Origin of the sequence: Aeromonas salmonicida subsp. salmonicida (assembly GCF_001643305.1) — a bacterium.
Classification (GTDB): Bacteria; Pseudomonadota; Gammaproteobacteria; order Enterobacterales; family Aeromonadaceae; genus Aeromonas; species Aeromonas salmonicida.
The window spans coordinates 1-26,394 of record NZ_LSGW01000115.1; the positions used below are offsets into that span (position 1 = coordinate 1).

Here is a 26,394-nt window from a genome sequence, read left to right on the forward strand (position 1 = left end):
GTCGAAAGACTGGGCTTTTTTCATTTCCGCAACTGCAAAGTCAGCGATCACCATTACCTACCTTCTCTTCCACTCTCCACTCCGGGGCATCTTGATGTTCGCCGCTGGCTGTCGTTGCCGCTATAATGGCCGCCCTCAAGCAAGGTGATGGTATGAAAGCAGAATATCTACAGCGATTCGGGGGCATTGCCCGTCTTTATGGTCAGAACGCACTGCGTTCCTTTAGCCAGGCCAAGGTCTGTGTGGTGGGGATCGGCGGGGTAGGCTCCTGGGCGGCCGAGGCGTTGGCCCGCGCCGGCATCAATCAGATCACCCTGATCGACATGGACGACATCTGCATCACCAATACCAATCGCCAGATCCACGCCATGCAAGGCACTGTCGGCCGCCTCAAGACGGAAGTCATGGCCGAGCGGATCCGCGCCATCAACCCCGATTGCGAGGTGATCGAGGTGGATGACTTCGTCACCCCTGACAATCAGGCTGAGCACATCAAGCGGGAGTTTGACTATGTGGTGGATGCCATCGACTCGGTCAAGGCCAAGGTGGCGCTGATTGCCTTCTGCAAGCGCAACAAGATCCCTGTGATAGTGGCTGGCGGTGCCGGCGGACAGATGGATCCCACCCAGATTACTGTGGCCGATTTGGCCAAGACCATTCAGGATCCGCTGGCAGCCAAGGTGCGCTCCGATCTGCGCCGGCTGCACAATTTCAGCAAGAATCCTGCTCGCAAGTTCGGAGTGGAGTGTGTCTTTTCAACCGAGCAGTTGAGCTACCCGGATGGCAATGGTGGCACCTGTCAGGCCAAGGCCGCCAGCGATGGCAACATGAAGATGGATTGTGCCTCCGGCTTCGGCGCCGTGACGCCGGTGACGGCAACCTTTGGGTTGGTTGCCGCGTCCAGGGTATTGAAGAAGATTGCCGAGCGGGGTGCTCGCGCCGAAAAAGAGGCCGGGAATGAAGAAGTAGGGTCAATTAGCGAAGCGTAATCGAGCACTGAACAAGGCGGATTAGACTGCATGCTCCCGGATCGCCAGCACGATCGCTCTGAGCCCGTTACCCCGTGACGGGCTCAGGTGTTTCTCCAGCCCCAGTTCGGTGAAATAGGCTTCCATATCAAAGGCCTGAATGGCCTCCGCGGATTGGTGGTTGAGCGCAGCCAGCACGATGACGATCAGTCCGCGCACTATGCGGGCATCGGAGTCGCAGGCAAAATGCCAACGGTCATCCTCTCCCTGCTCCCCTTTCAGCCAGGCCTGGCTTTCACACCCCTTGAGACGAAACTCCTCCTGCTGCCATTTGGCAGGCAGGCCGGGCAGCAGCTTGCCGAGCTGGATGATGAGCCTGTACTGGTTTTCCCAGCCGTGGGCGGCCACAAATTGTTGGCGGATGCCCTCGGCATTGGGTTCCAGGCCGATCTGGGTATAGGTTGCGAGGCTGTTCATAGGGTTGTCTGCCTTAGAAGAAGTCACTGAGTTTGCGCAGAGCCGCCAGCAGGGCATTCACATCGTCCTGATTGTTGTAGCAGGCCAGGGAGGCGCGGATGGTACCGCTGATGCCAAGGCTCTGCATCAACGGCATGGCGCAGTGATGGCCGACCCGCAGCGCTATGCCCTGCATGTCGAGCAGGGTGGCGGCATCCTGGGGATGGATGTCGTCCAGCAAGAAAGAGACGGCGCCGGCGCGCTGGCCGGGTTCACCGACAAGACGCAGGCCCGGTACCTGCCGCAGCCCTGCCACCAGATGGTCGGTGAGTACCTGCTCGTGGTGAACCAGGGCAATCCTGTCTTGTTGCATGAAAAAGTCGATGGCGGCAGCCAGGCCTATGGCACCGGCGATGTGCGGGGTGCCTGCTTCGAACTTGAAGGGCAGGGCGTTGAAGGTGGTGCCGCTGAAACTGACCCTGTCGATCATCTCGCCGCCCGCTTGCCATGGCGGCATCCGTTCCAGCAGTTCGGTTCTGCCCCACAGCACACCGATCCCGGTCGGGCCATATAGCTTGTGACCGGAAAAAGCATAGAAGTCGCACCCTATGGCCTGAACATCTACCTCGAGGTGAGCCACTGCCTGGGCGCCGTCGATCAGGGTCAGGGCGCCGACAGCTTTGGCGGCAGTTACTATCTGCGATACCGGATTGACGGTGCCGAGGGCATTGGATACATGGGCCACGCTCACCAGCCGGGTCCGTGGCCCCAGCATGGCGTGATAGGTGGCCAGATCGAGATCGCCCCGCTCATTGAGGGGGATGACCCGGATCACCGCGCCGGTGCGTTGGGCAATCAGCTGCCAAGGGACTATGTTGGCGTGGTGCTCCAGGGTGCTGAGTACGATTTCGTCCCCCGCTTTGAGCTCGCTCATTCCCCAGCTTTGGGCCACCAGGTTGATTGCCTCGGTTGTGCCGCGGGTCCAGATCACCTCGCGACAGTGAGGCGCATGGATGAACCTGGCGACTGTCTCGCGGGCGGCCTCGAAGGCTCGAGTGGCCCGGCCGCTCAGAGTATGGGCTGCACGGTGAACGTTGGCGTTATCGGCCCGATAGTAGTGCGCTATCGCATCCAGTACCGCTTGCGGCTTCTGGGTGGTGGCGGCGTTATCCAGATAGACCAGAGGATGGCCGTTGACCTGCTGCGCCAAGGCCGGAAACTGGCCGCGCAATTGGGTGTGCTCTTGCTGATTCATGCTCCCCTCGTCATCGTCTGGAAAAGTCGGCCATGATCCTGAAAATGGCGTTCGAACACAAGGCGCATGATGCTTGCCGACTGATGGTGTGTGGCGCAGCGATGCGGCTTGCCCGCTGATTTCTGTTACAATGCCGCCCCTCATCATAAGCCAAGAGATCCGGCCCATGAAGCTCAACCCCAATCAGAACGAAGCGGTCAAGTTTGTCTCCGGCCCTTGCCTGGTGCTAGCGGGAGCCGGATCGGGCAAGACGCGCGTCATCACCAACAAGATCGCCTACCTGGTGCAACAGTGTGGCTATAACGCCCGCAACATAGCGGCCGTCACCTTCACCAACAAGGCGGCGCGGGAGATGAAGGAGCGTGTCGGCCAGACTCTGGGTCGCAAGGAGGCGCGGGGCCTCATGGTCTCCACCTTCCATACCCTGGGTCTCGACATCATACGCCGTGAGCACAAGAGTCTGAATCTCAAGGCGAACTTCTCCCTTTTTGACGATACCGACCAGCTGGCGCTGCTCAAGGAGCTGACCGAAGCTGAGCTGGATAACGACAAGGACAAGCTGTCGGCCCTCATCAGCCAGATCTCCAACTGGAAAAACGACCTCATACTGCCGGCGCGTGCCATGCGTATCGCCCAGGGGCCGGAAGAGGTGCTGATGGCCCAGCTCTACGAGCGCTATCACCGCCAGATGGTGGCCTATAACGCGCTCGACTTCGATGACCTTATCGTGATGCCGACCCTGCTGCTCAAGAGCAATGAAGAGGTCCGCACCCGCTGGCAAAACAAGATCCGCTACCTGCTGGTCGATGAGTACCAGGACACCAACACCAGCCAGTACGAGCTGGTGAAGCAGATCGTCGGCGAGCGGGCCCGCTTTACCGTGGTAGGGGACGATGACCAGTCCATCTACTCCTGGCGCGGTGCCAAGCCGCAGAATCTGGTGCTGCTTAACGAAGACTTTCCGAGCCTCAAGCTCATCAAGCTGGAACAGAACTACCGCTCCAAGGGTCGCATTCTGAAATGCGCCAACATATTGATTGCCAACAACCCTCATGTGTTCGACAAGGCGCTCTTCTCCGAGCTCGATTACGGGGTGCCGGTCAAAGTGTTGTTTGCCAAGAACGAGGAGCACGAGGCAGAGCGGATCGCCGCCGAGCTGATGGGGCACAAGTTCATGAACCGCACCCGGTTCAAGGATTACGCCATCCTCTATCGTGGCAACCATCAGTCGCGCATCTTCGAGAAAGCGCTGATGACCAACCGCATCCCCTATCGCATCTCGGGCGGTACCTCTTTCTTCTCCCGTACCGAGATCAAGGACATCATGGCTTATCTCAAGCTGCTGGTGAATCCGGACGAGGACACCGCCTTCCTGCGGGTGGTCAACCTGCCGCGCCGTGAAATCGGCCCCACCACGCTCGAAAAACTGGGTCAGTATGCCAACCAGCGCGGCAAGAGCCTGTTTGCGGCCAGCTTCGAGCTGGGGCTGGAACAGTCTCTTTCCGGCCGTGGCTTGAGTGCACTACAAGCATTTACCAACTGGCTGGTGCGATTAGGCGAGCAGGCGCAGCGGGGCAACCCGGTTGAGGCGGTGCGGGACATGATCAAGGAGATCCACTACGAAGAGTGGCTCTACGAAACCTCACCCAGCCCCAAAGCGGCCGAGATGCGGATGCAGAACGTCTCCACCCTCTACCGCTGGATCACCGAAATGCTGGAAGGGGATGAGCTGGAAGAGTCGATGACGCTCGCCCAGGTGGTCACCCGCCTTACCTTGCGCGACATGATGGAGCGCAACGAGGGGGAGGATGATGCCGATCAGGTGCAGCTGATGACACTACACGCCTCCAAGGGGCTGGAGTTCCCCTATGTCTTCATGGTGGGGATGGAAGAGGGCCTGTTGCCCCATCAGACCAGTATCGATGAAGACAACGTGGAGGAAGAGCGGCGCCTCGCCTACGTGGGCATTACCCGTGCCCAGACCGAGCTCACCTTCACCCTCTGCAAAGAGCGGCGCCAGTATGGAGAGTCGGTAAGGCCCGAGCCGAGCCGCTTTCTGCTGGAGCTGCCCCAGGACGATCTTGAGTGGGAAAATCAGAAGAAGGTGACGGCCGAGGAGCGCCAGCAGAAAGGGCAGGTTGGCGTCGCCAACCTGCGAGCGCTGTTCAAGAAGGACTGAGCCGACACGGCTAGCCGCGTTCCCCCTTGGTCTGGCTGAGCAGGGGAGTGATATCTGCCCCCGGCATGGGTGGTGAAATGTAGCGTCCTTGTCCCATCAGGCAGCCCATGTCGATCAGCTTCTGCAATTGCTGCTGGTTCTCGATCCCTTCGACTACCAGAGTGAAATCCAGATCCTGGCAGATGTCCCGCATGGCGCGGATCAGCGCCAGATCCTTGGGTGATTGCAGCATGCGATGGGTGAAACTGTCATCCACCTTGATGTAGTCCACCGGGAAGTGGAACAGGGCATTGAGGGAGGAGAAGCCGGTGCCAAAATCATCCAGACTGATCTGAATGCCTTTGGCCCTCAGCTCGTGCAAAGAGGTGAGGGCGTCGGAATCCTGCCGCGACAGCTCCCGCTCGTTGAATTCGAAAATCAGGTAACCCGGTGCTATCCCCTCGCTCTCAATAATGTCGACCAGTCGCATGATCTGATCGTGGTTGACCAGATGCTTGCCGGAGAGGTTGATCGCAACCTTGAACTTGCTCTGGCCCGACATGGGCAGCCAGTTCTTCAGTTGTTGGCAGGTGTGGCGCAGTATCTGGTAATCCAGTTCCTGAATAAGGCCGCACTGCTCCGCCAGCGGGATGAAGTCGAAGGCATCCTTGAGTACACCCTCCTCCGTGATCCAGCGAGCCATCACCTCCAGCCCTGTCAGACGACTGTCCTTAGCCGGATCACCGGCTGGAAATAAGGCACTATGCGCCCCTCTCGCAGTGCTCTGGCCAGCATCTCCTCCGGTGAGGTCCAGGTCTGGGCCGAGCACTCTTCCGAATAGCTGACGATGCGGCTGCGACCGTTGCGTTTGGCCTGATACATGGCCAGGTCGGCCTGATGCAGCAGTTGACTGATATCTGAAGTCTGCTCCGACACACTGGCCACCCCCAGGCTGACTGTGATGCTCAGCTCATTGCCTTGCAGCCGGAATGGATAGGAGAGGCGGCTGATGACGCGGTTGAGAACAGGGCTGATATCCTCCTCGTCCTTGCTGTTGTCCAAGTAGATGACGAATTCGTCCCCTCCCAGTCTGGCCACCATGTCGTTTTGTCTGATGCAGGTTTGCAGACGGCGACTCATCTCTTTGAGCAACTGATCGCCAGCGCTATGGCCCAGGGTGTCATTGACCTGCTTGAAGTGCTCCACATCGACGAAGATGAGTGCAAATCCCGGCGTCTTGTAGCGGTGGAAGTGGGTCATGGCGTGGTTGAGGTGGTTCATCAACAGTGCGCGGTTGGGCAGCTGGGTCAGTGGGTCGTGAAGCGCATCGAATTGCAGCCTGCGTTCGAGCTCCTGGTGTTGCTTGAGTTGCTTCTGCAATCTGAGATTGGTCTGCCGCAGCTGTTGCAGGCGCTGGTTGATGGAGTCTTCCGAGTTGATGTCGTGCAGCTGCTGCCGGATCCGCCTCAGCTCCAGCAACAGGGTCAGCTGGCTGCGCAGAAAGTCGAGGAACAACCGGTTATCTGTCTCCAGCGGCTGCTGAGTACTGATAAGGAAGTGGGCAAAGTATTGCTGCTGCAGGCGCAAGGGTTGGCTGTACCAGTGCAACTGCTCTTTGTGCTGTTCCATGTTGTTGGTGCTGTGGCACAGGCTGGTGATGAACTCGTCGCTGTGCGGTGGCTGCTCGGGATATATTTTTTCCAGCCGATGGCTGTCTATTCGGACCAGCAACATGTCCTGAATGGCCAGTATCTGGCGTAGCACAGCTTCCAGCTGGGAGAACAGTGCCTGGCTGGGCAGGGTATTGGCCAAGCGGATAATGCGATTGATGCTCTCAATCTTTTTTTGCCAGTCCGGATCCTTGCGGATAAGGGGGGAGGCCAGTTCCGATAGCTGGGAGCCTGCCTGGGTTTCATTCAGCCGCTTGGCGAGACATTCCAGCAACAGGCGCAGTGTGGGCAGATCCTTGGGCTGACAGCAGGCCAGTAACCACTGTATCTGACCGTGCTCGACCGGCAGTATGCACCAGCCTTTCGCCTCATCGAGCTGGTCAAGCTGATCGGAGATCCGCGACTCCTCCAGCCCCAGCTGTAGTTTGAAACGGTCAGAAATCTGATGCTCGCAGACCCAGTGCAGCCCCGCTTCCGATAAGCCCAATATGCCAAAATGTTGCAGCGGACAGAGCTGGTTCAGCTGCTGGATCAGGGTGTCATACTCTTTAGGGGTGGCCTCGGAGGGTGCTGGGAAGTCCATAATAGAGGAGACCAACGCCAACAAGGGAGTCGAGTAATGCGGTGCTGTGGGTTGGGCTGACATAGAAACTCCCGGTTTGCCTACCTTACAAAGAGTAGTCGGAAGTAAACAGATTGAAAGGGCCGCAATTGCGGCCCTTTCAATCACTTAGAGGTTGTCGGTCATGTAGTGAATGGCGTTTTCGATCTCTTCATCGCTACAGGTGACGCAAGTCCCTCGTGCTGGCATCACACCGCTCTTGCCGGTGAAGCCTTCAATTGCATGTTTCTTTAATATATCAATGCCTTGCGCTATGCGTGGCTCCCACACAGCCTTGTCGCCGCGTTTGGGGGCACCGGCAATACCCATGTCATGACAGGCAAAGCACGCCCCTTTGTACACGGCCTCGCCATCACGTGGGCCGGATGGTGCTGCCGCCACAGGAGCTGCGCCTGCAGTCGCAATCCCTTCCAGCTCCTTGGCGGTATAGACCTGACCGACGGGCTTGATCCGTTCGGCAATCGCGTCCGGTGACATCTCATCGGCAGCAAGTACAACGCCGGACAAACTGGCAGCCGTCATTCCGACAGCCAGCAAATAGCTCAGTTTTTTCAACACGCTCATGTACTCCCAGCAGGCTTTTATTATCCCTAGAAAACGGCTGGATTATAACCGAATAGTTACAGCCATTTAAACGCTTGTGTGTGAAGTGTTAAGCACTCTGCGTGCAAAGTTTCTTCGTCAGATCACAAACTGGTGAGGATGCATGATAAAAAAACCCGGTATTCACCGGGTTTCATGAAAGAGGGCGACCCAAGGGCTTATTTGTCCCAGCTGAGGATTACCTTGCCGGACTTGCCTGACCCCATGGCTTCGAAGCCTTGCTGGAAGTCATCGATATGGAAATGATGGGTGATGATGGGAGTGAGATCCAGACCTGACTGGATCAGGCTTGCCATCTTGTACCAGGTCTCGAACATCTCGCGGCCGTAGATCCCTTTGATAAACAGTCCCTTGAAGATCACCTTATTCCAATCTATGGCCATGGTGGAGGGGGGGATGCCGAGCATGGCAATTTTGCCGCCGTGGTTCATCTTGTCGATCATGTCCTGGAAGGCCGAGGGCACACCGGACATCTCCAGCCCCACGTCGAAGCCTTCAGTCATGCCGAGTGCGCTCATCACGTCAGCAAGTTTCTCTTTGCTGACGTTGACGGCGCGGGTGGCACCCATCTTGCGCGCCAGCTCCAGCCGATATTCGTTGACGTCCGTGATCACCACATGACGGGCTCCCACGTGGCGACAGACGGCTGCAGCCATGATGCCGATGGGGCCTGCACCTGTAATGAGCACGTCTTCGCCCACCAGGTCGAAGGAGAGCGCAGTGTGCACTGCGTTGCCGAACGGGTCGAAAATGGCGGCCAGTTCATCGGGGATGTTGTCAGGCAGCTTGAAAGCGTTGAAGGCCGGGATCACCAGATATTCGGCGAAGGAACCCGGGCGGTTGACGCCGACCCCTATGGTGTTGCGGCACAGGTGGGTGCGGCCGGCCCGGCAGTTGCGGCAGTGGCCACAGGTAATGTGGCCCTCGCCGGAGACCCGATCCCCCACGGCGAAGCCACGCACTTCCTGGCCGACGGCGACCACTTCGCCCACGTATTCATGACCGACCACCATGGGCACGGGGATGGTCTTTTGGGCCCATTCGTCCCAGTTGTAGATGTGCATGTCGGTGCCACAAATGGCGGTCTTGCGGATCTTGATCAGCAGATCGTTGTGGCCGAGCTCGGGTGCCGGGACATCCGTCATCCAGATGCCGACTTCGGCTTTGAGTTTGGAGAGTGCTTTCATGGTTGTTCCTTCATGCCAGTCAATCACGATGAATGCAGAAAAAAGGGGCTGCAGCCCCTTGGTTCAAATCAGATGACACCGAGTTCGCGGCCGATGCCGATGAAGGCATCGATCGCCTTGTCCAGCTGTTCACGGGTATGAGCGGCAGACATCTGGGTGCGAATGCGGGCCTGGCCCTTGGGGACGACAGGGAAGGAGAAGCCCACCACGTAGATGCCGGCGGCCAGCATGCGGCTCGCCATTTCGGAGGCCAGCTTGGCATCCCCCAGCATCACAGGGATGATGGCGTGATCGGCACCTGCCAGGGTGAAGCCGGCAGCGCTCATCCGCTCGCGGAAGTAACGGCTGTTCTCTTTCAGACGGGCGCGCAGCTCGTGGCCTTCGGCCAGCATGTCGATCACCTTGATGGTGGCCGAGACGATGGAGGGGGCCAGCGAGTTGGAGAAGAGGTAGGGACGGGAGCGTTGACGCAGCCATTCGATAACCTCTTTCTTGCCAGAGGTGTAGCCACCGGAGGCGCCTCCCAGTGCCTTGCCCAAGGTGCCGGTAATGATGTCGACTCTGTCCAGCACACCGCAGTATTCGTGGGTGCCGCGACCGTTGTTGCCAATGAATCCGACTGCGTGGGAATCATCCACCATCACCAGAGCATCGTACTTGTCGGCCAGATCGCAGATGGATTTCAGATCGGCGATGACCCCATCCATGGAGAAGACGCCGTCGGTGGCGATCAACTTGAAACGGGCTCCATCGGCGTTGGCCTGTTTGAGCTGGGCTTCCAGCTCGGCCATGTCGTTGTTGGCATAGCGATAACGCCTGGCCTTGCACAGCCGCACGCCGTCTATGATGGAGGCGTGGTTGAGGGCATCGGAAATGATGGCGTCTTCGGCACCGAACAGGGTTTCGAACAGGCCGCCGTTGGCATCGAAGCAGGAGGAGTAGAGGATGGTATCCTCGGTGCCGAGGAAGGCAGAGAGCTTCTGTTCCAGCACCTTGTGGTTGGCCAGTCCCAGGTAGTTGTTGGCACAGAAGTTCAGTACCTGCTCACCGCCCACCGCAATCTGGGCCTGTTGGGCCGAGGTGATGATGCGCTCCTGCTTGTACAATCCTTCAGCCTGTACTTGGCCAAGTTGCTCGGTCAGGTGACGATAGAATCCGTTAGACATCCTCGATCCTTATTGGCTATTGCAGCTGTTTATCAACAATTGTGAAACAGATCTCACCCTGCTGGTTGGGCCAGTTGACTGTAATGCTGCTCCAGCTGACGGATCTGCCCGGCCACCTGGGGCTGGATATAGGGACGCAGCAGGAACAGCACCCGCAATACCCCCTGGTAGAGCAGTGGCTTGGTGATGCGGGTATGGGGGGCCTGGGCAATCTGGAACGGGATCCAGCAGGTCACCACCATTTTGATGGTCTGGCCAAGGTCGGGCAGGTCCTCGTCGTTGACATCTATGATACCCCCTTCGCGCAGGCTCCTGAGCAGGGCGACCACGGAGGAGCGCAACTGCTCCTGGGCCTTGAGATACTTCTGCTGCAATGGCTCATCGCGACTGAGGATGTCCGGTAAATTTGCGTAGAAAAAACGGAACTGCCACATCAGATAAAAGATGGCATCCAGGTAGCCCATCAGGTTTTCCAGCTTGATCTCGTTGCTGCGCGCCGGGGTAAAGCTCTCGCTCAGGTGACGGGCATATTGATCAAAAATCGAGTGGATGATGTCTTCTTTATTCCTGAAATGGTAATAAAGGTTGCCTGGGCTGATGCCCAGATGGGCGGCAATGTGGTTGGTGGTGATGTTGCGTTCACCCTGATCGTTGAACAGCTCGGTGGCGCTGTGAATGATCCTGTCTCTGGTTTTCATCACTGTTCCCTCTGGCGGGCCCCTTGCATCAAGGTCGAATCCCCTTGCGGCCCGTGATAAACTTTTCGGCAATTTCAAATTGGCTCACTATACACAGCTTTAACAAGCAGTCACATGTGACCATCAACGTACGCGAGGCAAACTCCATGATCGTAGTAACTGGCGGTGCTGGCTTTATCGGCAGCAATCTGGTCAAGCAGCTGAACGCTCAAGGACGGACCGATATCGTGGTCATCGATGACCTGACCGACGGCACCAAGTTCGTCAATCTGGTCGACCTGACCATTGCCGATTACATGGATAAGGACGAGTTCCAGGCGCGGATCGTCTCTGGTGACGAGTTTGAAGAGTGGGATGACGGCATCGAGGTGATCTTCCATGAAGGTGCCTGCTCCGCTACCACGGAGTGGAATGGCAAGTTCATCATGGAGGTCAACTACGAGTACTCCAAGGATCTGTTCCACTACTGTATCGAGCGGGAAATTCCGTTCATTTATGCCTCCTCCGCCGCGACCTACGGTGGCCGCAACGATAACTTCATCGAAGATCCCAAGTTCGAGCAGCCGCTCAACGTCTATGGCTACTCCAAGCAGCTGTTCGACCAGTACGTGCGCCGCTGGATGCCGGAGATCAACTCCCAGGTCGTGGGTCTGAAGTATTTCAACGTCTACGGTCCGCGCGAGCAGCACAAGGGTTCCATGGCCTCTGTGGCTTTCCACCTCAATACCCAGGTGAAGCAGGGTGACAATCCCAAGCTGTTCGAGGGCTGTGACGGTTTCCCGGATGGTGGCCAGATGCGTGATTTCATCTATGTGGACGATGTCTGCAAGGTTAACCTCTGGTTCTGGCAGAACCCGCAGCACTCCGGCATCTTCAACTGCGGCACCGGCCGAGCCGAGCCTTTCCAGAACGTGGCCGAGGCCGTGATCAAGCATCACCAGCAGGGCGCCATCGAGTACATCCCTTTTCCGGATCATCTCAAGGGTCGCTATCAGAGCTTCACTCAGGCAGACATGACCAGGCTGCGCGGTGTCGGTTATGACGGCGAGTTCAAGACAGTGGCCGAAGGCGTGGCCGATTACATGGCCTGGTTGAACCGGGCGTAAATCAGCCTTATGGAGTCCGGGCCGTCTCCCAAAGAGATGGCCCGTATTTTTAGTATTAAAACCTCCAATTGAAGTGACTTTAAGTATGAAAAAGAAAGTGCTATTCCTGATGGAGACATTGGGGGGGGGAGGGGCTGAAAAGGTATTGGTTAATATTGTCAATAGTCTTGATGATATCAAATATGACGTCACGTTGTTATTATTGAAACGTGAGGGAATGTATCTATCAAAAATTCCACCTCATGTAAAAATAAAATACCTGCTAGATGCAGAGCCTACGGGGCTAGTCCGTAGAGGAATGATGTATTCGCTAAAGAAAAGATGGCTTAATGCAGTTCTATCAAAGCCATGGCTAGCCAACATGTCGTTTCCTGAGGAGTATGATGTCGGGGTTTCTTTTCTGGAGGGTGACAGTAGTTTGCTATTATCCCACCTGGATGGTCCCAAGAAAAAAATAGCATGGGTACATATAGACCTGGAGAAGCATCATACCCTGCCAAGAGAGATAGAGAAGGTCGCATATGAGAGCATGGATCAAATAATCTGTGTTTCGGAAGGTTCTAAGCATTCAGTTTTGAGTCTTTACCCTGCTCTCAATGATATTACCTCAGTTATTTACAACCCGATAGATCTAAAAAAAATCATTGATGGTGGCGAACAGAAAATCAGAGTTGGTTCGGGGCTCAATGTATTGGCTGTTGGTCGCTTGCTCAATGATCAAAAGGCATTTGATGTTCTTTTGGATGCTCACAGAATAAACATATCTGCGGGATTGAATTATCACTTGACGATTCTTGGTGAAGGATCGGACAGGTCGACTCTGGAAGCCTATATCACAGAGCATCAACTGGGTGATAATACTAGTCTGCTTGGTTTCAAAGACAATCCTTATCCCTACATTGCAGGTTGTGACATATTTGTCATTTCTTCTCATTATGAGGGGTATCCAGTTGTACTGGTTGAGGCGATGACGCTCGGTAAGCCCATTGTGTCAACCGATTGTACCGGACCCAAAGAGGCATTAAGTAATGGGGAGTTTGGTCATTTGGTACCCATTGCGAATGCACAAGCGTTAGCTGATGGTTTGAAAATGCTATTGGAGAATGATGCCATTCGTGAACGCTATGCTGAGTTATCGAAGCAGCGATCTGAATTTTTCAGCTTCGAACGCAGCATGCGAGATATTGAGACACTATTAAATACCTAGTCATCGCCTCATCGGCATGATGAAATTCGTCTACCGCTCTCTCATGAAATGGTAGAGAGATGTATAGAATACGTTGTGGGTGAGAAAAATATGAACATATTGATGGCACTCTCCCAGCTTGAAGTGACGGGAGCTGAGGTCTATGCCACCACTGTCGGTAACGAATTGACCCGACGTGGTCATCAGGTTTGCTACGTATCGGATACGCTGACCAAGCCTACCCTGGGGCCGGTGTTCAAGCTGCGTTTCAACAAGCGCAGCATACTGCGCCGTTTCTGGCATGTGTTTTACCTCATCTACCTCATCAAGAAGCATCATATCCAGTTGGTACATGCCCACTCCCGTGCATCTGGCTGGAGCAGCTATGTGGCCTGCAAACTGACCGGTACTCCTATGATTACCACGGTACATGGGCGTCAGCCGGTACACGCCTCTCGCAAGGCCTTCCATGCCCTTGGGTTTAGGGCTGTGGCTGTCTGTGAAGACATAGCCCACCAGATCATCGACAACCTGGGGGTGGATCCGGACATAGTGCAGGTACTGCGCAACGGTATCGAGACCGACAAGTTCCAGCCTGTGCCGGTGCCTGACAATGCCAGGCCGGTGATCGCCATCATAGGTCGCCTGAGCGGTCCCAAAGGCGAGCTCTGTTATCGCCTGCTGGATGAGGTGCTTGATCTGGACACTTGTCAGGTTCGTGTGGTGAGCGGCAGTCAGGTGCCCGAGCGTTTCTGTCGCTTTCAGAACCAGGTCGATTTTGTCGGCTATGTGGATGATGTGCCTGCCTTGCTGGCGGGTTGCGATCTGGTGATCGGGGCTGGTAGGGTCGCAATGGAGGCACTGCTGTGCGGGCGCCCTGCGTTTGCCATCGGCGAGGCCAAGGCGATTGGTCTGGTGACTGAACAGAATCTGGCGGAGGCGCTGGCCAGCAACTTTGGTGACATAGGCCCCAAGGATCTGGCTATCGACTTCGCTGCCTTGAAGGCGCAAATTCTGCCTGCGTTGGCCAGCCGGGGTGTGCCGGACGTTATTTGCCAGCGCATTCAGGCTGAGTATGGCTTGCAAGGGGTAGTATCCGGTCTGGAGTCTGTCTATCAGGATGCTGTAGTCGAGACCCTGCGCCGGGAGATGCCTGTCGTCATGTATCACCGCTTTATCGAGCATGACAGCGAGAAGGGGGTGCATGGTACCTGGATGCCGATTGCCATGTTTGAGAAGCATCTGCGCTTGCTGAAATGGTTGGGCTACGAGACGCTGACCTTCCGCGATCTGGCTGACAGGGGCTTCATTCATCGCCTGGAATATGGCAAGAAGTACCTGATGATCACTGCCGATGACGGCTACCAGGACAACCTGACCCGCATGCTGCCATTGCTTGAAAAATACGGTTACAAAGCCGTGGTATATGTGGTGACGGGAGAGGAGCATAATCGCTGGGACGTGGAACACCCCACCAACCCGGATACCCAGATTTCCCTGATGAATGGGGAGCAGATAAAAGCACTGGTGGCCTCCGGCCATGTGGAGATTGGGGGCCATACCCTGACCCATCCACGGCTGAGCAAGCTCCCCCCCGAGCAACAAGCCCATGAAATAAGAGAAAATAAACGACAGTTGGAGGCATTGCTTGGCTATTCGCTGCTGTCGTTTGCTTACCCTTATGGGGACATGGATGATAGCGCCAAGGAGCAGGCACAGGCCGCTGGTTACCGCTTTGCCGTAGCCACCAACAGTGGTCCCCGAGCCATGCATCAGGATCCCTACCGGATCCGTCGCATCGCCATTTTCCCTCGTACCGATGTTTTTGGCCTGTGGCGGAAGATTCGGGGCAACTACGTATTCAGGAAATAATAATTGATGTCCATTAGAAGCCTCGAACTGCTCGACAAAGCTACGACAGCCTTGTTTGCGCTGGTGATTTTGTTTTCCTTTTGCGGCCTTTTTTTGGTACCAGCCGGCCAGACAATTCTTTCCAATCTACTCGTCGTGGCATCCGTATTTGGTCTGCTAAATTACTTTGTTGGTAAAAAGCGAGACGTCGGGCTTGAGGACCGGCGTATTCTCTGGGTATTGGCAGCCTATGCAGCCATGATTTTTGTAAACCGGCTGATCCATGGTGATCAATATGGTGTGATGCGTGGTTTATTCTACGTTGTCGTGTTTGCGTTGATGATACCACGCAAGCCAGTTCTGTTGACATTGGGCTATGCTGCGATTGTCACTGGAGGTATTGGCTTGGGTATTATGAGCCTCTGGCAATATCAGAGTGGTATTGTCAGAGTTGAAGGATTTACCAATGCCATTCTCTTTTCGCAGGCTGCATTGACACTGGCGATATTGAACTGGTTTGTGTTCCAGCAGAGGCAACTGTTGCGCTGGATAAGGTATGGCGCCTTGGTCGCTTTGGTGGCGGCCCTGTTTGCTCTCTACCTATCTCAGAGTCGGGGGGGCTGGTTGGCCCTCGGTGGTATCGTTGGTTATGTCATTTGCTACAAGGCGTTATTTAAACCATGGAAGTATATTGCCATAGCTATGTTGTGCATCGCATCCATAGGCATTACTTACCATACCAATCAATTGGTACAACTCAGGGTCGCAGATGCGGTTTCTGATCTTAATTTTGCTGAAAAAGGATCGTATAACTCTTCGTGGGGTTTGAGGGTCGTTGCATGGCAGAGTGCTTGGCTTGGGTTTCTGGATGCACCACTTACCGGAGTGGGTACTAATGGTTTTGATGCATTAAAACAAGAGCAGGTCGCGCGAGGATTGGTTCCTCCATTGGCTCTGAATGCTGCCTTGGCACACGCTCACAGTCAATATATGCAGAACTTGGTTATTCGAGGTGGGATAGGCTTTGTCGTGCTGGTAGCATTCCTTTTCCTTCCTCTATGGTTATCCATGAAAAAAATGGGTGGAGATGCAGCATGTGTTCTGATTCCACTTTCCTTTGCCATCAGTGCATTCAGCGACGTACCATTTGAACATCAAGACATACTATATCTATATGTCTTGAGTATGATATTTATTTGGTATTCGTCTGAATTAAGAGAAAATAAGAGCGCATTATGATTCCGATATTTGTCATTAGTCTTTCTCGAAGTCAAGCTCGGCGAGCAATGCTTATTAAACAGATGAAGCATCTTGGCCTTGAATTTACATTTTTCGATGCAGTCGATGGTAAAGCGTTGAGTGATGCTGAGTTGCAGCATGTTGACTTTCCCCTTGCCCGTGAGACGTGTGGTCACGATCTCAGTATGGGCGAAGTAGGCTGTGCCATGAGTCATATCAGGTTGTATGAGATGATGGTGGAAAAAAACATAGAGCGTTGTGTGGTGCTGGAGGATGATATATATCTCCATATGCACTTCAACGCGATTATGGAGAGCGCCATTGCAAAGAGTCATTCTGAGATTATTTTCTTGTATCATGGCAAAGCTAAATGTTGGCCATGGATGAAGCCTTTGCCCGAGGGATATCGTCTTGCAAGATATCGCACCCCAAGTTGTAGCTCTAAACGTGGGATAATCTCTACTGCTGGTTATATATTGACATTGTCTGGCGCTAAAAAATTATTAAGAAAGGCATATCCAATCAGAATGCCATCTGATTATCTGACCGGGCGGTTGCAATTGAATGGACTGACTGCATCCGGAGTTGAGCCAAGCTGCATGGATGTAGGATTGTTTGAGACAACGATCGATGATCGCAACTATGGTCCTCATCTGGCTAATCGAGAGGTCGAATCGTGATTGGATATCTGCAGCTATTACGCGACCGGATTCGTCGAGCCTTGGGAATTATTTTTTTTGACAAGAAGACCCCTCTTGGCTTGCAAGGAGACATAAGTCATATTTTAGTTATTCGTTGGGATGCCAAGATAGGCGATTCATTTGCCTCATCATTTTTCTTTCGAGAGCTGAAAAAGCTGCCTAATAAATTCATTACTGTTATTACCTCCCCTGCCTTGGCACCTTTGTATCGAGAGGAGTTTGGTGTTGACCATGTGATAGAAGTAACTAAAAGGCCAAGTTACAAAACTCTTTGCGATATAGCCTTGTCAATTCCTCATGTGGATCTGGCAATACATCTCACCGAAGGGATGAAGATGAAAGACTTATACTTTTTGTATAAGTTATCACCAACCAATATCGCATCGCTGGATGATAATGTCGCACGGGTAAATATAAAGCTCTCTGATACTACCAAGGGCATGCTATTTCAAGAGAAATATACATATCTATTGAACATGTTAGGGTTAATGGATGTAGATACTACATATATTATCCCCGATGTTGCTAGAGACAAGGTTATATATGGCTGCGACAATAGTATTATCATCAATCCTTTTGGTAGCACGCGTTACAAGTCCATGTCACAAGGAAAGGTAACGGAATTGCTGACTGTTTTGGGTCAGTGTTTCCCCACTCGTCATTTTGCTCTACTTTCCTCACCGGCCACTCGTGAGGATGCACAGAAAATGATAAATGGTTGTGGTGTAAACAATGTGGCGCTACTGGAAGGGGTGAATACAATTGAGGATGCAATTTATTGCATTCGGGCAGCCAACGTGGTCATTTCGGTCGATACTGCCATCGTTCATATCGCAGCCGGACTCAAAAAACCACTAATCGCTATTTACCCACTACACGGGAATGAGTTCAATCAATGGCTACCAAGTCCCTCACCCTTAACCAAGGTGATATTTAGCCATTCTCCAGGCATCAATGCGGATATGAACAATGTAGAAAGTCATGCAATATCTGATGCGCTTTCTATGTTGCTTTCAATTGAGCAATAAGTGTACTCAGTCTTTCCGTCACCATCTCGGGAGTAATGAGGCGATAGAGTTGTTCATTCGTGCCATTTTTATTCAGTGCTGATAGCTGGTCAGTTTCTGCCCCCTTGGCATCGAAGATATCGATGGCTTGATAACGGGGGTGGTTGACCGGGTTGGCGATGATCTTGTCGCCGCCCGGGGCGACTATGGTCAGCAGGGGCAGGTCGATGGCCTGGGCCATGTGGCGCGGGCCTGTATCGTTGCCGACAAACAGCTGGCAATGGGCGAACAGACCCACCAGTTCCCGCACCGAGCGGGTCTTGATGTGGTCAAACACGCTGGCCTGCAGCTCGGTTGACAGCAGCGGTTTGAGGCTGCGGTTGTACTCTTCTTCTCCCGGCCCGCAGTAGATCAAGATCTGGGTGTTGTGCTGTTCGATGAGCCATTGGGCAACTTGGGCGAAGCAGTCGATGGGCCAGCGCTTGTAGTGCCCCAGCGAGTTGACCCCCATGGCGATCAAGGGTCGCGAGGGATCGATGCCGGCTGTTTGCAAGGTTTCACGTCCCTGCTGTTTTTCTTCCTCACTCAGCCAGAGATAGTAATTGCGATCTTCCCTGGCCAGGTTGAGGGGTTTTAGCAGCGAGAACCTGTCGTCAACCAGGGTGCTGTTGCCCTGGAATTCGGTGTCTTTGCGAAAGCGTACTATGCGGTTGTGGCCGAGTCGCCAGGGGAAGGAGTCAAATCCTATCCGCAACTTGGCACCGGAGAATCGGCAAGTCAGCAGGCCGATCATCTGGCCCTGGCTGTTGACCACCACGTCATAGTGTTCGCGGCGGATATCCAGCAGCAGGTCCTTCATGTAACGCCAGTCGTTGCGCCTGGCTTTCTCGATGACGATGAGTCGATCGATATTGGGATTGCCCTGCGCCATACCCGCGCAATAGTCCATGACCAGATAGTGAACTTCCCCGGTTGGCTCGTTCTGCTTGAGGTTGTTGCACAGCGCGGTGGAGATCAGGACATCCCCTATCTGCTTGGTTTGTACTACAAGGTATTTCATAAGGCAGGCCTCAATAGAGGTCGTTGTTGATCATCAGCGTGCCAGCATACCGCACAAGCGAGTCAGATGCTGTCGGCTCTGAGTGAAAATCCGATCTGGCTCAAGCCAATGGTGGCGTAGTGCGAACACAAAGTAGAAGCCCGTCGATGACGGGCTTCTTGCATCCATCATTCTATGTTCTGGATCTGCTCTCTCATCTGTTCGATGAGGACTTTCAGCTCGACGGCGGACTGGGTCACGTCAGCGTTGATGGATTTCGAACCGAGCGTGTTCGACTCGCGGTTGAACTCCTGCATCATGAAGTCCAGACGACGGCCACAGGCGCCCCCCTTCTTCATGATCTTGATGGTTTCGCTGATGTGCATCTCCAGGCGATCGAGCTCTTCGGCCACGTCGATCTTCTGGGCCAGCAGCACGATTTCCTGCTCGATACGGGCCGGATCCAGCTCCACCTTGGCCTCGGTCAGGCGATCGGTGAGCTTCTGGCGCTGCCACTCGATGATCTGCGGCAGGTGTATGCGCACCTTCTTCACTTCCACCTGAATGCCATCCAGACGCTGCTGGATCAAGTTCTTGAGGTTGGCCCCTTCACTGGCGCGGGAGGCGATGAAGTCTTCCATGGTCTGGTCAAACCCGCCGAGCAGCTCGGTGGCAACCGCGTCCATGTCCTGCTCGGCGGCGGCCATGACACCCGGCCAGCGCAGCACGTCAACCGGGTTGAGCTGGCCCTGGCCTGCCTCTTTCATTACCCAGTTGGCGCTGTCGATGATCAGCTTGGCCAGCTCTTCATTGATGTGCAGCTGGCTGGCGGCCGCCTGAGCGGCTTCGAAACGCAGGTTGCACTCCACCTTGCCGCGTTGCAGCTTGGCACGGAAACGCTCACGCAGCACCGGCTCCAGGCTGCGCAGTTGCTCCGGCAGACGGATATAGGTTTCCAGATAGCGCTGGTTGACCGAACGAATTTCCCAAACGGCTGTGCCCCAGTCGCCCTTGAATTCCTTGCGGGCGTAGGCGGTCATGCTGTGAATCATTGATTGTTCCGGGCTTGATGAAGTGTGGGGCCAGTATACTCAGCCAGACTTGTCCCGTCAGCCATAGCGGTGGCTTTAGAACCCGTTCCGGCTTTTGTGGGACAGTGTTGAGCCGGGCCCGGTGCTGCCCTGGCTCATGAACAAGGGTGATAGGCGCCGGTTTCTGCGTGGTTCCTCACCTTTGAGATGACTGCTCTTGACCGATCATGAAGGGCTTCTTAGCGGCTGATATTTGGGGCTGGATCACTTATACTCCTTCGCCAATTTGAGCCAGCCCAGAGGTCCGTTCCATGTCACGTCCAAGCGATCGCAGTGCCGCGCAACTTCGCCCGGTTACCATTACCCGCAATTTCACCAAACATGCAGAAGGCTCAGTGCTGGTGGAGTTCGGTAACACTCGCGTGCTCTGCACCGCCAGCGTCGACACCAGCGTACCGCGCTTCCTGAAAGGGAAGGGTCAGGGTTGGGTCACTGCCGAATACGGCATGCTGCCGCGCTCCACTCACTCTCGGATGAACCGCGAAGCGGCCGCCGGCAAGCAGAGTGGCCGTACTCTGGAGATCTCCCGTCTGATCGCCCGTTCCCTGCGTGCGGCGGTAGACCTGACTGCGCTGGGCGAGCACTCCATCACAGTTGACTGCGACGTGCTGCAGGCCGATGGCGGCACCCGCACCGCCTCCATTACCGGTGCCTGCGTGGCGCTGGTGGATGCGCTGAACTGGATGGTTGAGAAAGGCATGATCAAGCAGAGCCCGCTCAAGCAGATGATCGCCGCCGTCTCCGTCGGCATGTATCAGGGCGAAGCCATCTGCGATCTGGAGTACATTGAAGACTCCGCCGCCGAGACCGACATGAACGTGGTGATGACCGAGGATGGTCGCATCATAGAGGTGCAGGGCACCGCGGAGGCCGAGCCCTTCACCCATGAGGAGCTGCTGGCGATGCTGGGGCTCGCCAAGGGCGGCATTGAAGAGATCATTGCGCTGCAGAAGCAGTCACTCTCTTTATTTTAAAAACGCGGCATTGGCCGCGTTTTTTTATACCCCCACACAAGTAAACGACAAGCCAAGCAAGGAGCCAGAATGAAAGCCTACCAGCGTCAATTTATCGAGTTCGCCCTGGAGAAACAGGTCCTCAAATTCGGTGAATTCACCCTGAAATCCGGTCGTAAAAGCCCCTACTTCTTCAACGCCGGTCTGTTCAACAGCGGCCGCGATCTGGCCCGCCTCGGCCGCTTCTATGCCGCAGCGCTGATGGATGGCGGCATCGAGTTCGATGTGCTGTTTGGCCCGGCCTACAAGGGGATCCCCATCGCCTCCGCCACTGCCGTGCAGCTGGTGGAGCAACACGATGTGGATGTGCCCTGGTGCTTCAACCGCAAGGAGGCCAAGGATCACGGCGAGGGCGGCAATCTGGTGGGCAGCCCGCTCAAAGGGCGCATCATGCTGGTGGATGACGTCATCACCGCCGGGACCGCCATCCGCGAATCCATGGATCTGATCCAGGCCAACGGTGCCTCCCTGGCTGGCGTATTGATCGCGCTGGATCGTCAGGAGAAGGGCAAGGGTGAGCTCTCCGCCATCCAGGAGGTGGAGCGTGACTACGGCGCCCACATCATCGCCATCATCCAGATGGGGGATCTCATCGCCTATCTGGAAGAGAAACAGGCAGAGCAGCCTGAGCTGGCGGTACAACTGGCAGCCATGCAGGCTTATCGCGCCCAGTACGGCATCTAATCGCCCGTTGTTCTAGCGCTAACAAGCCATGCATCGGCGCTCGCCTCTTGCCCGGGTAATCCGGCAGGGGCGGGCGCCGTTTTTTTATGTTTAAAAAGTGCGTGTCGTGGCTTGAGCTTACCCTTACAGTAAAGGTTAGGGTTTGTCAGTCGGCAGCCAGTTTGGCCGATTGGTTCCGAGGAGGAGACCATGACCACCCAGATTCAAGACCCCATTCATCTGCAACTGCCGCTCAGCGGCATGAGCTGCGCCAATTGCGCCAGCCGCATCAGCACTGCCCTTAACCAGCTTGAGGGAGTAACGGCCACCGTCAACTTCGCGTTGGAGCAGGCAGCTATCGAGTTGAGCGATCCGGCCCGCTTGCCCGAAGTACTCGACAGCATTACCGGGCAGGGTTATGGCTACGGCCACGAGACCCTCTCCTTCCAGATCCGCGGCATGACCTGTGCCGGCTGCTCCGCACGTCTCAACAAGATGTTGGCGGCATTGCCTGGGGTTATTTCGGCTGAGGTCAATTTCTCCATCGAGCAGGCCCGCATCGAGCTGGTGCCGGGTATGCAGACGCCGGCCTCGTTGCGCGAACGGATAGAGGCGCTCGGCTTTGGCGCCCAACTGGCGCAGGGCTCTGCCAGTGGTCGCCGCCAGCAGTTGCAGGAGCGGGAGGCGCAGGAAGCCGCCGCCGCGCACCAGGCGTTGCTTCAGGTTGTTATATCGGCCCTGCTGACCCTGCCGCTGCTGGTGGGCATGATCGCCATGGCGGGCTTGCTGCCCTGGCATATGCCCGCCTGGCTGGAGCTGGTGCTCGCTACCCCGGTGCAGTTCTGGATTGGGGCCCGCTTCTATCGCGGCGCCTGGCTCGCCATCAAGAATCGCTCCGCCAACATGGATGTGCTGGTGGCGACCGGCACCAGTGCTGCCTACTTCTACAGCCTCTACCTGCTGCTGACTTTAGGCGTGGCCGCCAGCGGCAAACTCTATTTCGAAGCGAGCGCCATCATCATCACGCTCATTTCGTTGGGCAAACTGCTGGAGGCCCGTGCCCGCCGCAGTACCCAGTCCGCCATTCGCGAGCTGATGGCGCTGCGGCCGGAAACCGCCACCGTCTGGCGTGGCGAGCGCTGGCAGAGCCTGGCCATCGACGAGGTGCTGCGCGGCGATAGGCTGCGGGTGCTGGTGGGCGAGCGGGTGCCGGTGGATGGCAAGATAGTGAGCGGCGCAAGCGATCTCGATGAGTCGATCCTCACCGGCGAGAGCCTGCCGGTGCCGCGGGGTATCGGGGAGGGCGTGCTGGGCGGCGCCATCAACCGCTCCGGCGTGCTGGAGATCGAAGCCACCACAGTGGGGGAGGATTCCAGCCTCAGCAAGATCATCGTCCTGGTGGAGAGCGCCCAGATGGGCAAGGCACCGTTGCAACAGCTGGTGGACAAGGTCTCCGCCGTGTTCGTGCCTGTGGTGATGGCCATCGCCCTGTTCACCCTGCTGGTGTGGTACGCCATCGGCAACGACTTTGGTCAGGCACTGCTGGCTGCCGTGGCCGTGCTGGTGATCGCCTGTCCCTGTGCGCTGGGGCTGGCGACGCCGGCAGCCATAGTGACAGGCACCGGGGTGGCGGCCCGTCACGGCATTCTGATCAAAGACGTGGATACCCTGCAGAAGGCGCACGCCATCAAGGCGCTGATCTTCGACAAGACAGGTACCCTCACTCAGGGGCGGCCCGTGCTGGCGAGCTGGAGCGGCAATGACGAGCAGTTGCGGCTCGCGGCCGCCTTGCAGCAGGCGAGCGAGCATCCGCTGGCGTTGGCGATGCGCGAGGCAGTCGGCAAGGAGGTGGTACTGCCTCAGCCCGACGAGGTCGAGGTACGGGTCGGTGCCGGCATCCTCGGCAAAGTGGCAGGCCACTCGGTCGCTATCGGCAATGCATCTCTGCTGGCTCAGCTCGGGATTGATCAGTCGCTGCAGGATGAAGAGCCTGCTGACGGTGCGACCCGGGTCTGGGTCGCCATCGACGGCGTGGCCGTCGGTATCGCCGCCCTGGCCGATACCCTGAGGCCAGAGAGCCCGGAAGCCATCGCCACCCTGCGCCAGCGCGGCATCGCCAGCTGGCTGGTGAGCGGCGATGCGCCGGCACCCGTGGCCCATATCGCCGGCAAGCTGGGGCTGGACGGAGCCTTTGACTCTGTGCTGCCCGCCGGCAAGGTAGACAAGGTAGAGGCGCTGCGCGCCCGCACCCAGGGGCTGGTGGCCATGGTGGGGGACGGGGTGAACGACGCCCCTGCGTTGGCGGCGGCAGATGTGGGGATCGCCATGGGCTCCGGCTCTGATGTGGCAATGGAGACCGCCTCCATCACTCTCATGCGATCTGACCCTCGCTTGGTGGCCGATGCCATCGACATCTCGGCAGCCACCTGGCGCACCATACAGCAGAACCTGTTCTGGGCCTTCGTGTTCAACATCATCGGCATTCCGCTGGCGGCGCTGGGCTATCTCAGCCCCGAGCTGGCGGGGGCGGCCATGGCCCTGAGCAGCATTACCGTTTTGAGCAATTCCCTGTTACTGAAACGCTGGCAGCCCAAGGCGGCGCACACATCAGCACTCATCCAGATTGGTAAGGAGACATAAATGAATATCAGCAAGGTTGCCAAGGCCACGGGGCTGACCGCCAAGACGATTCGCTACTACGAGAGTATCGGCCTCATTTCAGCCCCTGTACGCAGCGACAACGGTTATCGCAGCTACACGGAGGGCGCGTTGCGGGAGCTGCGCTTCGTCAAGCGTGCGCGGGAGACAGGCTTCAATCTGGAGGAGTGCCAGGAGCTGTTGGCGCTCTATCGGAACGAGCACAGAACCAGCGCTCAGGTGAAGAAGCTGGCGCAGGAGAAAATAGTTGATCTGCGCAGCCGCATCGCAGGCTTGCAAGCCATGCTGACCTCCCTCGAAGGGCTGGTCTGTTGCTGCCACGGGGACGAAAATCCTGAGTGTCCTATTCTGGACGAGCTGGAGCGCGGTTGACTAACCGCTTAATAACAGACGTTTTATTGTTGGCCCGGAAGGGGGAGTGGTAGACTGTGCGGCTCTTGTACAGGGAGCATGCAGTTGACTCAGAGTGTGACACGTCAGGTGAAGCAGGCCATCATGGCCCAGCTTTATACTCACTCCTCATTCAGCCTGCCTTGCCTGGGCCTGCTGGCACTCGGCTGGAGCCTGCTGTTCCACGATTACCTGCCCGCTGGCGAGGCGCTCGGCTGGTTGGCACTGGTCTGCCTGCTGCTGCTGTGTCGTGGCTGGCACCTGCGCTGGCGTCAGTCCAGTCTGACGCAGACCCCCTTGCCAGTGCTGGAACGCGAGCTGTTCATCGGGGTCACCATTACCTCCATCATCTGGGCGCTCGGTGTGCTGCTCTACATGGACAAGCTGCCCGACACCTATCGTGCCGCCATGATGATGCTCTCCAGCCTGATCCTCACCGGCAGTGCCATCATGCTGTTTGGCAGCCGCCGCTCCCTCTATGGCGCCGTCTTGCCACTCGGGCTTGCCATGCTGTTCGAGCTGGGGGCCGGCAACGAGCAGGAGCGGATCGTCTCCTGCATGCTGGCAGGCTATCTGTTTGTCTTCTTGCCGACCCTGCTGCGCCGTCTGCGGCGGGATCAGGTCGCCTCCCTCTACCACCGCTTCTCCAACGCCGATCTGGTGGCCGAGTTGAAGCTGGTCTCCGAACACCTCAAACTCACTTCCCGGCTGGATGGTTTGACCGGCATCGCCAATCGTGCCCACCTGGACTATTGCCTCGAGCGGGCCTGGCGCCGCTGTCATCGCGCCCGGGCGCCCCTGTCGCTGGTGCTGGTGGATGTGGATTATTTCAAGCAATTCAATGATCTCTACGGTCATCAGCAGGGTGACGAGTGTCTGCAACGGGTGGCTGCTCTGCTGGCCGAGGTGCAGCGCCGCGAGGATGATCTCGCCGCTCGTTACGGCGGGGAGGAGTTCGCTCTGTTGCTGCCCTGTACCAGCATGCAGGGGGCCTTGCAGATTGCCGAAAACGTGCGAATGGCCCTCAAGGATCTGGGTATCCCCCACCAGAAATCCCTGGTCTCTGGCCGGGTCAGTTGCAGCTTCGGGGTCGCCACTCTGGTGCCGGATCAGAGCGGCTCCATCGCAGAGCTTATCCAAAAAGCGGATGCGGCCCTCTATCAGGCCAAGCATAATGGGCGGGATCGTATCGAAGTAGCCTTGATGGGTAAGGTTGCCTGAGTTTCACATGACAGATTAAAGAGGTTGTCTATGCAATGTCATCGTATCGAAGAGCTGCTGGAGTTGTTGCAGCCTGCCTGGATCAAGGAACAGGATCTCAGCCTGGTGCAGTTTGTTGCCAAACTGGCGGCGGAAGCTGGCTATGACGGCGCCTTGTCCGACCTGACCGACGACATGCTGATCTACCACCTCAAGATGCGGGAATCCGACAAGCAGGCGATGATCCCGGGTCTGGCCAAGGATCATGTGCCCGATTTCAAGGAAGCCCTGCTCAAGGCTCGCGGCATCAAGTGATCCCGGCTCGGTACAAACCGGGCTGAGTAGTTTCAAGAGAATCTCAACGAGAGGTGTATCGTCAACCGGCGATATGCCTTTTTTGTTGCTGAAAATTGCGACACGACTCGAACATTAGATACATCTTACCCACACAATTAGCAGGCTGTTTA

At 56.3% G+C, this 26,394-nt stretch carries 22 protein-coding genes and 1 pseudogene; 14 read left to right on the forward strand and 9 right to left on the reverse strand.

The window, feature by feature from the left end:
* Positions 1-152: 152 nt before the first annotated feature.
* Positions 153-989: a tRNA cyclic N6-threonylcarbamoyladenosine(37) synthase TcdA gene (tcdA, locus tag AXW79_RS20715; protein WP_005318136.1), complete on the forward strand. Its 837-nt coding sequence runs from the start codon at positions 153-155 to the stop codon at positions 987-989.
* Between the two features lie 21 nt (positions 990-1,010).
* Here tcdA and AXW79_RS20720 read toward each other — a convergent pair whose 3' ends face one another.
* Together AXW79_RS20720 and AXW79_RS20725 are read right to left on the reverse strand one after the other, a co-directional pair.
* A complete protein-coding gene (locus tag AXW79_RS20720; protein ID WP_005318138.1) occupies positions 1,011-1,445 on the reverse strand; it encodes a SufE family protein in 435 nt (144 codons plus the stop codon).
* 13 nt (positions 1,446-1,458) lie between these two features.
* Entirely contained in the window at positions 1,459-2,679 is a 1,221-nt protein-coding gene (locus AXW79_RS20725; protein WP_005318140.1) for an aminotransferase class V-fold PLP-dependent enzyme, read from the reverse strand.
* Positions 2,680-2,845: 166 nt separating this feature from the next.
* Between AXW79_RS20725 and rep the strand changes: the two genes are divergently transcribed.
* Positions 2,846-4,858, forward strand: a complete 2,013-nt coding sequence (gene rep / locus AXW79_RS20730) for a DNA helicase Rep (RefSeq protein ID WP_005318142.1) — start codon at positions 2,846-2,848, stop codon at positions 4,856-4,858.
* A 10-nt stretch (positions 4,859-4,868) separates the two neighbouring features.
* Here the strand turns inward: rep and AXW79_RS20735 are convergent.
* The 5 genes and pseudogenes from AXW79_RS20735 to AXW79_RS20755 form a co-directional block, all read right to left on the reverse strand.
* Positions 4,869-7,153 (reverse strand): annotated as a pseudogene (locus tag AXW79_RS20735) (putative bifunctional diguanylate cyclase/phosphodiesterase).
* 84 nt (positions 7,154-7,237) lie between these two features.
* A complete protein-coding gene (locus AXW79_RS20740) occupies positions 7,238-7,693 on the reverse strand; it encodes a c-type cytochrome (RefSeq protein ID WP_005318144.1) in 456 nt (151 codons plus the stop codon).
* Between the two features lie 197 nt (positions 7,694-7,890).
* Positions 7,891-8,919 carry an L-threonine 3-dehydrogenase gene (gene tdh, locus AXW79_RS20745; RefSeq protein WP_005318146.1) on the reverse strand — a complete coding sequence of 343 codons (1,029 nt, stop codon included), beginning with the start codon at positions 8,917-8,919 and terminating at the stop codon, positions 7,891-7,893.
* A gap of 68 nt (positions 8,920-8,987) precedes the next feature.
* Complete coding sequence (locus tag AXW79_RS20750) at positions 8,988-10,085, reverse strand: glycine C-acetyltransferase (protein WP_005318148.1); 1,098 nt, start codon at positions 10,083-10,085, stop codon at positions 8,988-8,990.
* Positions 10,086-10,138: 53 nt separating this feature from the next.
* Complete coding sequence (locus AXW79_RS20755) at positions 10,139-10,783, reverse strand: TetR/AcrR family transcriptional regulator (protein ID WP_005318149.1); 645 nt, start codon at positions 10,781-10,783, stop codon at positions 10,139-10,141.
* Positions 10,784-10,929: 146 nt separating this feature from the next.
* Between AXW79_RS20755 and rfaD the strand changes: the two genes are divergently transcribed.
* The 6 genes from rfaD (at position 10,930) to AXW79_RS20785 (ending at position 17,894) form a co-directional block, all read left to right on the forward strand.
* Complete coding sequence (gene rfaD / locus AXW79_RS20760) at positions 10,930-11,889, forward strand: ADP-glyceromanno-heptose 6-epimerase (RefSeq protein ID WP_005318153.1); 960 nt, start codon at positions 10,930-10,932, stop codon at positions 11,887-11,889.
* A gap of 85 nt (positions 11,890-11,974) precedes the next feature.
* On the forward strand, positions 11,975-13,096 hold the full coding sequence (locus AXW79_RS20765) for a glycosyltransferase (protein ID WP_005318155.1): 1,122 nt from the start codon (positions 11,975-11,977) through the stop codon (positions 13,094-13,096).
* 90 nt (positions 13,097-13,186) lie between these two features.
* Positions 13,187-14,947 carry a polysaccharide deacetylase family protein gene (locus AXW79_RS20770; RefSeq protein ID WP_005318158.1) on the forward strand — a complete coding sequence of 587 codons (1,761 nt, stop codon included), beginning with the start codon at positions 13,187-13,189 and terminating at the stop codon, positions 14,945-14,947.
* 6 nt (positions 14,948-14,953) lie between these two features.
* A complete protein-coding gene (locus tag AXW79_RS20775; RefSeq protein ID WP_005318160.1) occupies positions 14,954-16,165 on the forward strand; it encodes an O-antigen ligase family protein in 1,212 nt (403 codons plus the stop codon).
* A complete protein-coding gene (locus AXW79_RS20780; RefSeq protein WP_005318162.1) occupies positions 16,162-16,845 on the forward strand; it encodes a glycosyltransferase family 25 protein in 684 nt (227 codons plus the stop codon). Before AXW79_RS20775 ends, AXW79_RS20780 begins: the two co-directional genes overlap by 4 nt.
* The gene (locus tag AXW79_RS20785) at positions 16,842-17,894 is read left to right on the forward strand and encodes a glycosyltransferase family 9 protein (protein ID WP_005318164.1); all 1,053 of its coding nucleotides are present in this window, start codon (positions 16,842-16,844) and stop codon (positions 17,892-17,894) included. Before AXW79_RS20780 ends, AXW79_RS20785 begins: the two co-directional genes overlap by 4 nt.
* Here AXW79_RS20785 and AXW79_RS20790 read toward each other — a convergent pair.
* On the reverse strand, positions 17,869-18,933 hold the full coding sequence (locus AXW79_RS20790; RefSeq protein WP_005318167.1) for a glycosyltransferase family 9 protein: 1,065 nt from the start codon (positions 18,931-18,933) through the stop codon (positions 17,869-17,871). The two genes, AXW79_RS20785 and AXW79_RS20790, sit on opposite strands and share 26 nt — an antisense overlap.
* 167 nt (positions 18,934-19,100) lie before the next feature.
* The gene (locus AXW79_RS20795; protein WP_005318170.1) at positions 19,101-19,964 is read right to left on the reverse strand and encodes a YicC/YloC family endoribonuclease; all 864 of its coding nucleotides are present in this window, start codon (positions 19,962-19,964) and stop codon (positions 19,101-19,103) included.
* Between the two features lie 290 nt (positions 19,965-20,254).
* On the opposite strand from AXW79_RS20795, the gene rph reads away from it, so the two are divergent.
* The 6 genes from rph (at position 20,255) to AXW79_RS20825 (ending at position 26,242) form a co-directional block, all read left to right on the forward strand.
* On the forward strand, positions 20,255-20,977 hold the full coding sequence (rph, locus tag AXW79_RS20800) for a ribonuclease PH (protein WP_005318172.1): 723 nt from the start codon (positions 20,255-20,257) through the stop codon (positions 20,975-20,977).
* A gap of 69 nt (positions 20,978-21,046) precedes the next feature.
* Positions 21,047-21,700, forward strand: coding sequence for an orotate phosphoribosyltransferase (pyrE, locus tag AXW79_RS20805; RefSeq protein ID WP_005318174.1), 654 nt, complete (start codon positions 21,047-21,049; stop codon positions 21,698-21,700).
* Positions 21,701-21,889: 189 nt separating this feature from the next.
* The gene (locus AXW79_RS20810; protein WP_005318176.1) at positions 21,890-24,319 is read left to right on the forward strand and encodes a heavy metal translocating P-type ATPase; all 2,430 of its coding nucleotides are present in this window, start codon (positions 21,890-21,892) and stop codon (positions 24,317-24,319) included.
* On the forward strand, positions 24,320-24,709 hold the full coding sequence (gene cueR / locus AXW79_RS20815; RefSeq protein WP_005318178.1) for a Cu(I)-responsive transcriptional regulator: 390 nt from the start codon (positions 24,320-24,322) through the stop codon (positions 24,707-24,709).
* Positions 24,710-24,793: 84 nt separating this feature from the next.
* Entirely contained in the window at positions 24,794-25,948 is a 1,155-nt protein-coding gene (locus AXW79_RS20820) for a GGDEF domain-containing protein (protein WP_170321051.1), read from the forward strand.
* A 30-nt stretch (positions 25,949-25,978) separates the two neighbouring features.
* Complete coding sequence (locus AXW79_RS20825; RefSeq protein WP_005318183.1) at positions 25,979-26,242, forward strand: YihD family protein; 264 nt, start codon at positions 25,979-25,981, stop codon at positions 26,240-26,242.
* Positions 26,243-26,394 lie beyond the last annotated feature (152 nt).

Bases quoted from the DNA above. Each gene is read 5' to 3' on its own strand.
- tcdA (WP_005318136.1), top strand. From the start codon at position 153: ATGAAAGCAGAATATCTACAGCGATTCGGGGGCATTGCCCGTCTTTAT.
- AXW79_RS20720 (WP_005318138.1), bottom strand. From the start codon at position 1,445: ATGAACAGCCTCGCAACCTATACCCAGATCGGCCTGGAACCCAATGCC.
- AXW79_RS20725 (WP_005318140.1), bottom strand. From the start codon at position 2,679: ATGAATCAGCAAGAGCACACCCAATTGCGCGGCCAGTTTCCGGCCTTG.
- rep (WP_005318142.1), top strand. From the start codon at position 2,846: ATGAAGCTCAACCCCAATCAGAACGAAGCGGTCAAGTTTGTCTCCGGC.
- AXW79_RS20740 (WP_005318144.1), bottom strand. From the start codon at position 7,693: ATGAGCGTGTTGAAAAAACTGAGCTATTTGCTGGCTGTCGGAATGACG.
- tdh (WP_005318146.1), bottom strand. From the start codon at position 8,919: ATGAAAGCACTCTCCAAACTCAAAGCCGAAGTCGGCATCTGGATGACG.
- AXW79_RS20750 (WP_005318148.1), bottom strand. From the start codon at position 10,085: ATGTCTAACGGATTCTATCGTCACCTGACCGAGCAACTTGGCCAAGTA.
- AXW79_RS20755 (WP_005318149.1), bottom strand. From the start codon at position 10,783: ATGAAAACCAGAGACAGGATCATTCACAGCGCCACCGAGCTGTTCAAC.
- rfaD (WP_005318153.1), top strand. From the start codon at position 10,930: ATGATCGTAGTAACTGGCGGTGCTGGCTTTATCGGCAGCAATCTGGTC.
- AXW79_RS20765 (WP_005318155.1), top strand. From the start codon at position 11,975: ATGAAAAAGAAAGTGCTATTCCTGATGGAGACATTGGGGGGGGGAGGG.
- AXW79_RS20770 (WP_005318158.1), top strand. From the start codon at position 13,187: ATGAACATATTGATGGCACTCTCCCAGCTTGAAGTGACGGGAGCTGAG.
- AXW79_RS20775 (WP_005318160.1), top strand. From the start codon at position 14,954: ATGTCCATTAGAAGCCTCGAACTGCTCGACAAAGCTACGACAGCCTTG.
- AXW79_RS20780 (WP_005318162.1), top strand. From the start codon at position 16,162: ATGATTCCGATATTTGTCATTAGTCTTTCTCGAAGTCAAGCTCGGCGA.
- AXW79_RS20790 (WP_005318167.1), bottom strand. From the start codon at position 18,933: ATGAAATACCTTGTAGTACAAACCAAGCAGATAGGGGATGTCCTGATC.
- AXW79_RS20795 (WP_005318170.1), bottom strand. From the start codon at position 19,964: ATGATTCACAGCATGACCGCCTACGCCCGCAAGGAATTCAAGGGCGAC.
- rph (WP_005318172.1), top strand. From the start codon at position 20,255: ATGTCACGTCCAAGCGATCGCAGTGCCGCGCAACTTCGCCCGGTTACC.
- pyrE (WP_005318174.1), top strand. From the start codon at position 21,047: ATGAAAGCCTACCAGCGTCAATTTATCGAGTTCGCCCTGGAGAAACAG.
- AXW79_RS20810 (WP_005318176.1), top strand. From the start codon at position 21,890: ATGACCACCCAGATTCAAGACCCCATTCATCTGCAACTGCCGCTCAGC.
- cueR (WP_005318178.1), top strand. From the start codon at position 24,320: ATGAATATCAGCAAGGTTGCCAAGGCCACGGGGCTGACCGCCAAGACG.
- AXW79_RS20825 (WP_005318183.1), top strand. From the start codon at position 25,979: ATGCAATGTCATCGTATCGAAGAGCTGCTGGAGTTGTTGCAGCCTGCC.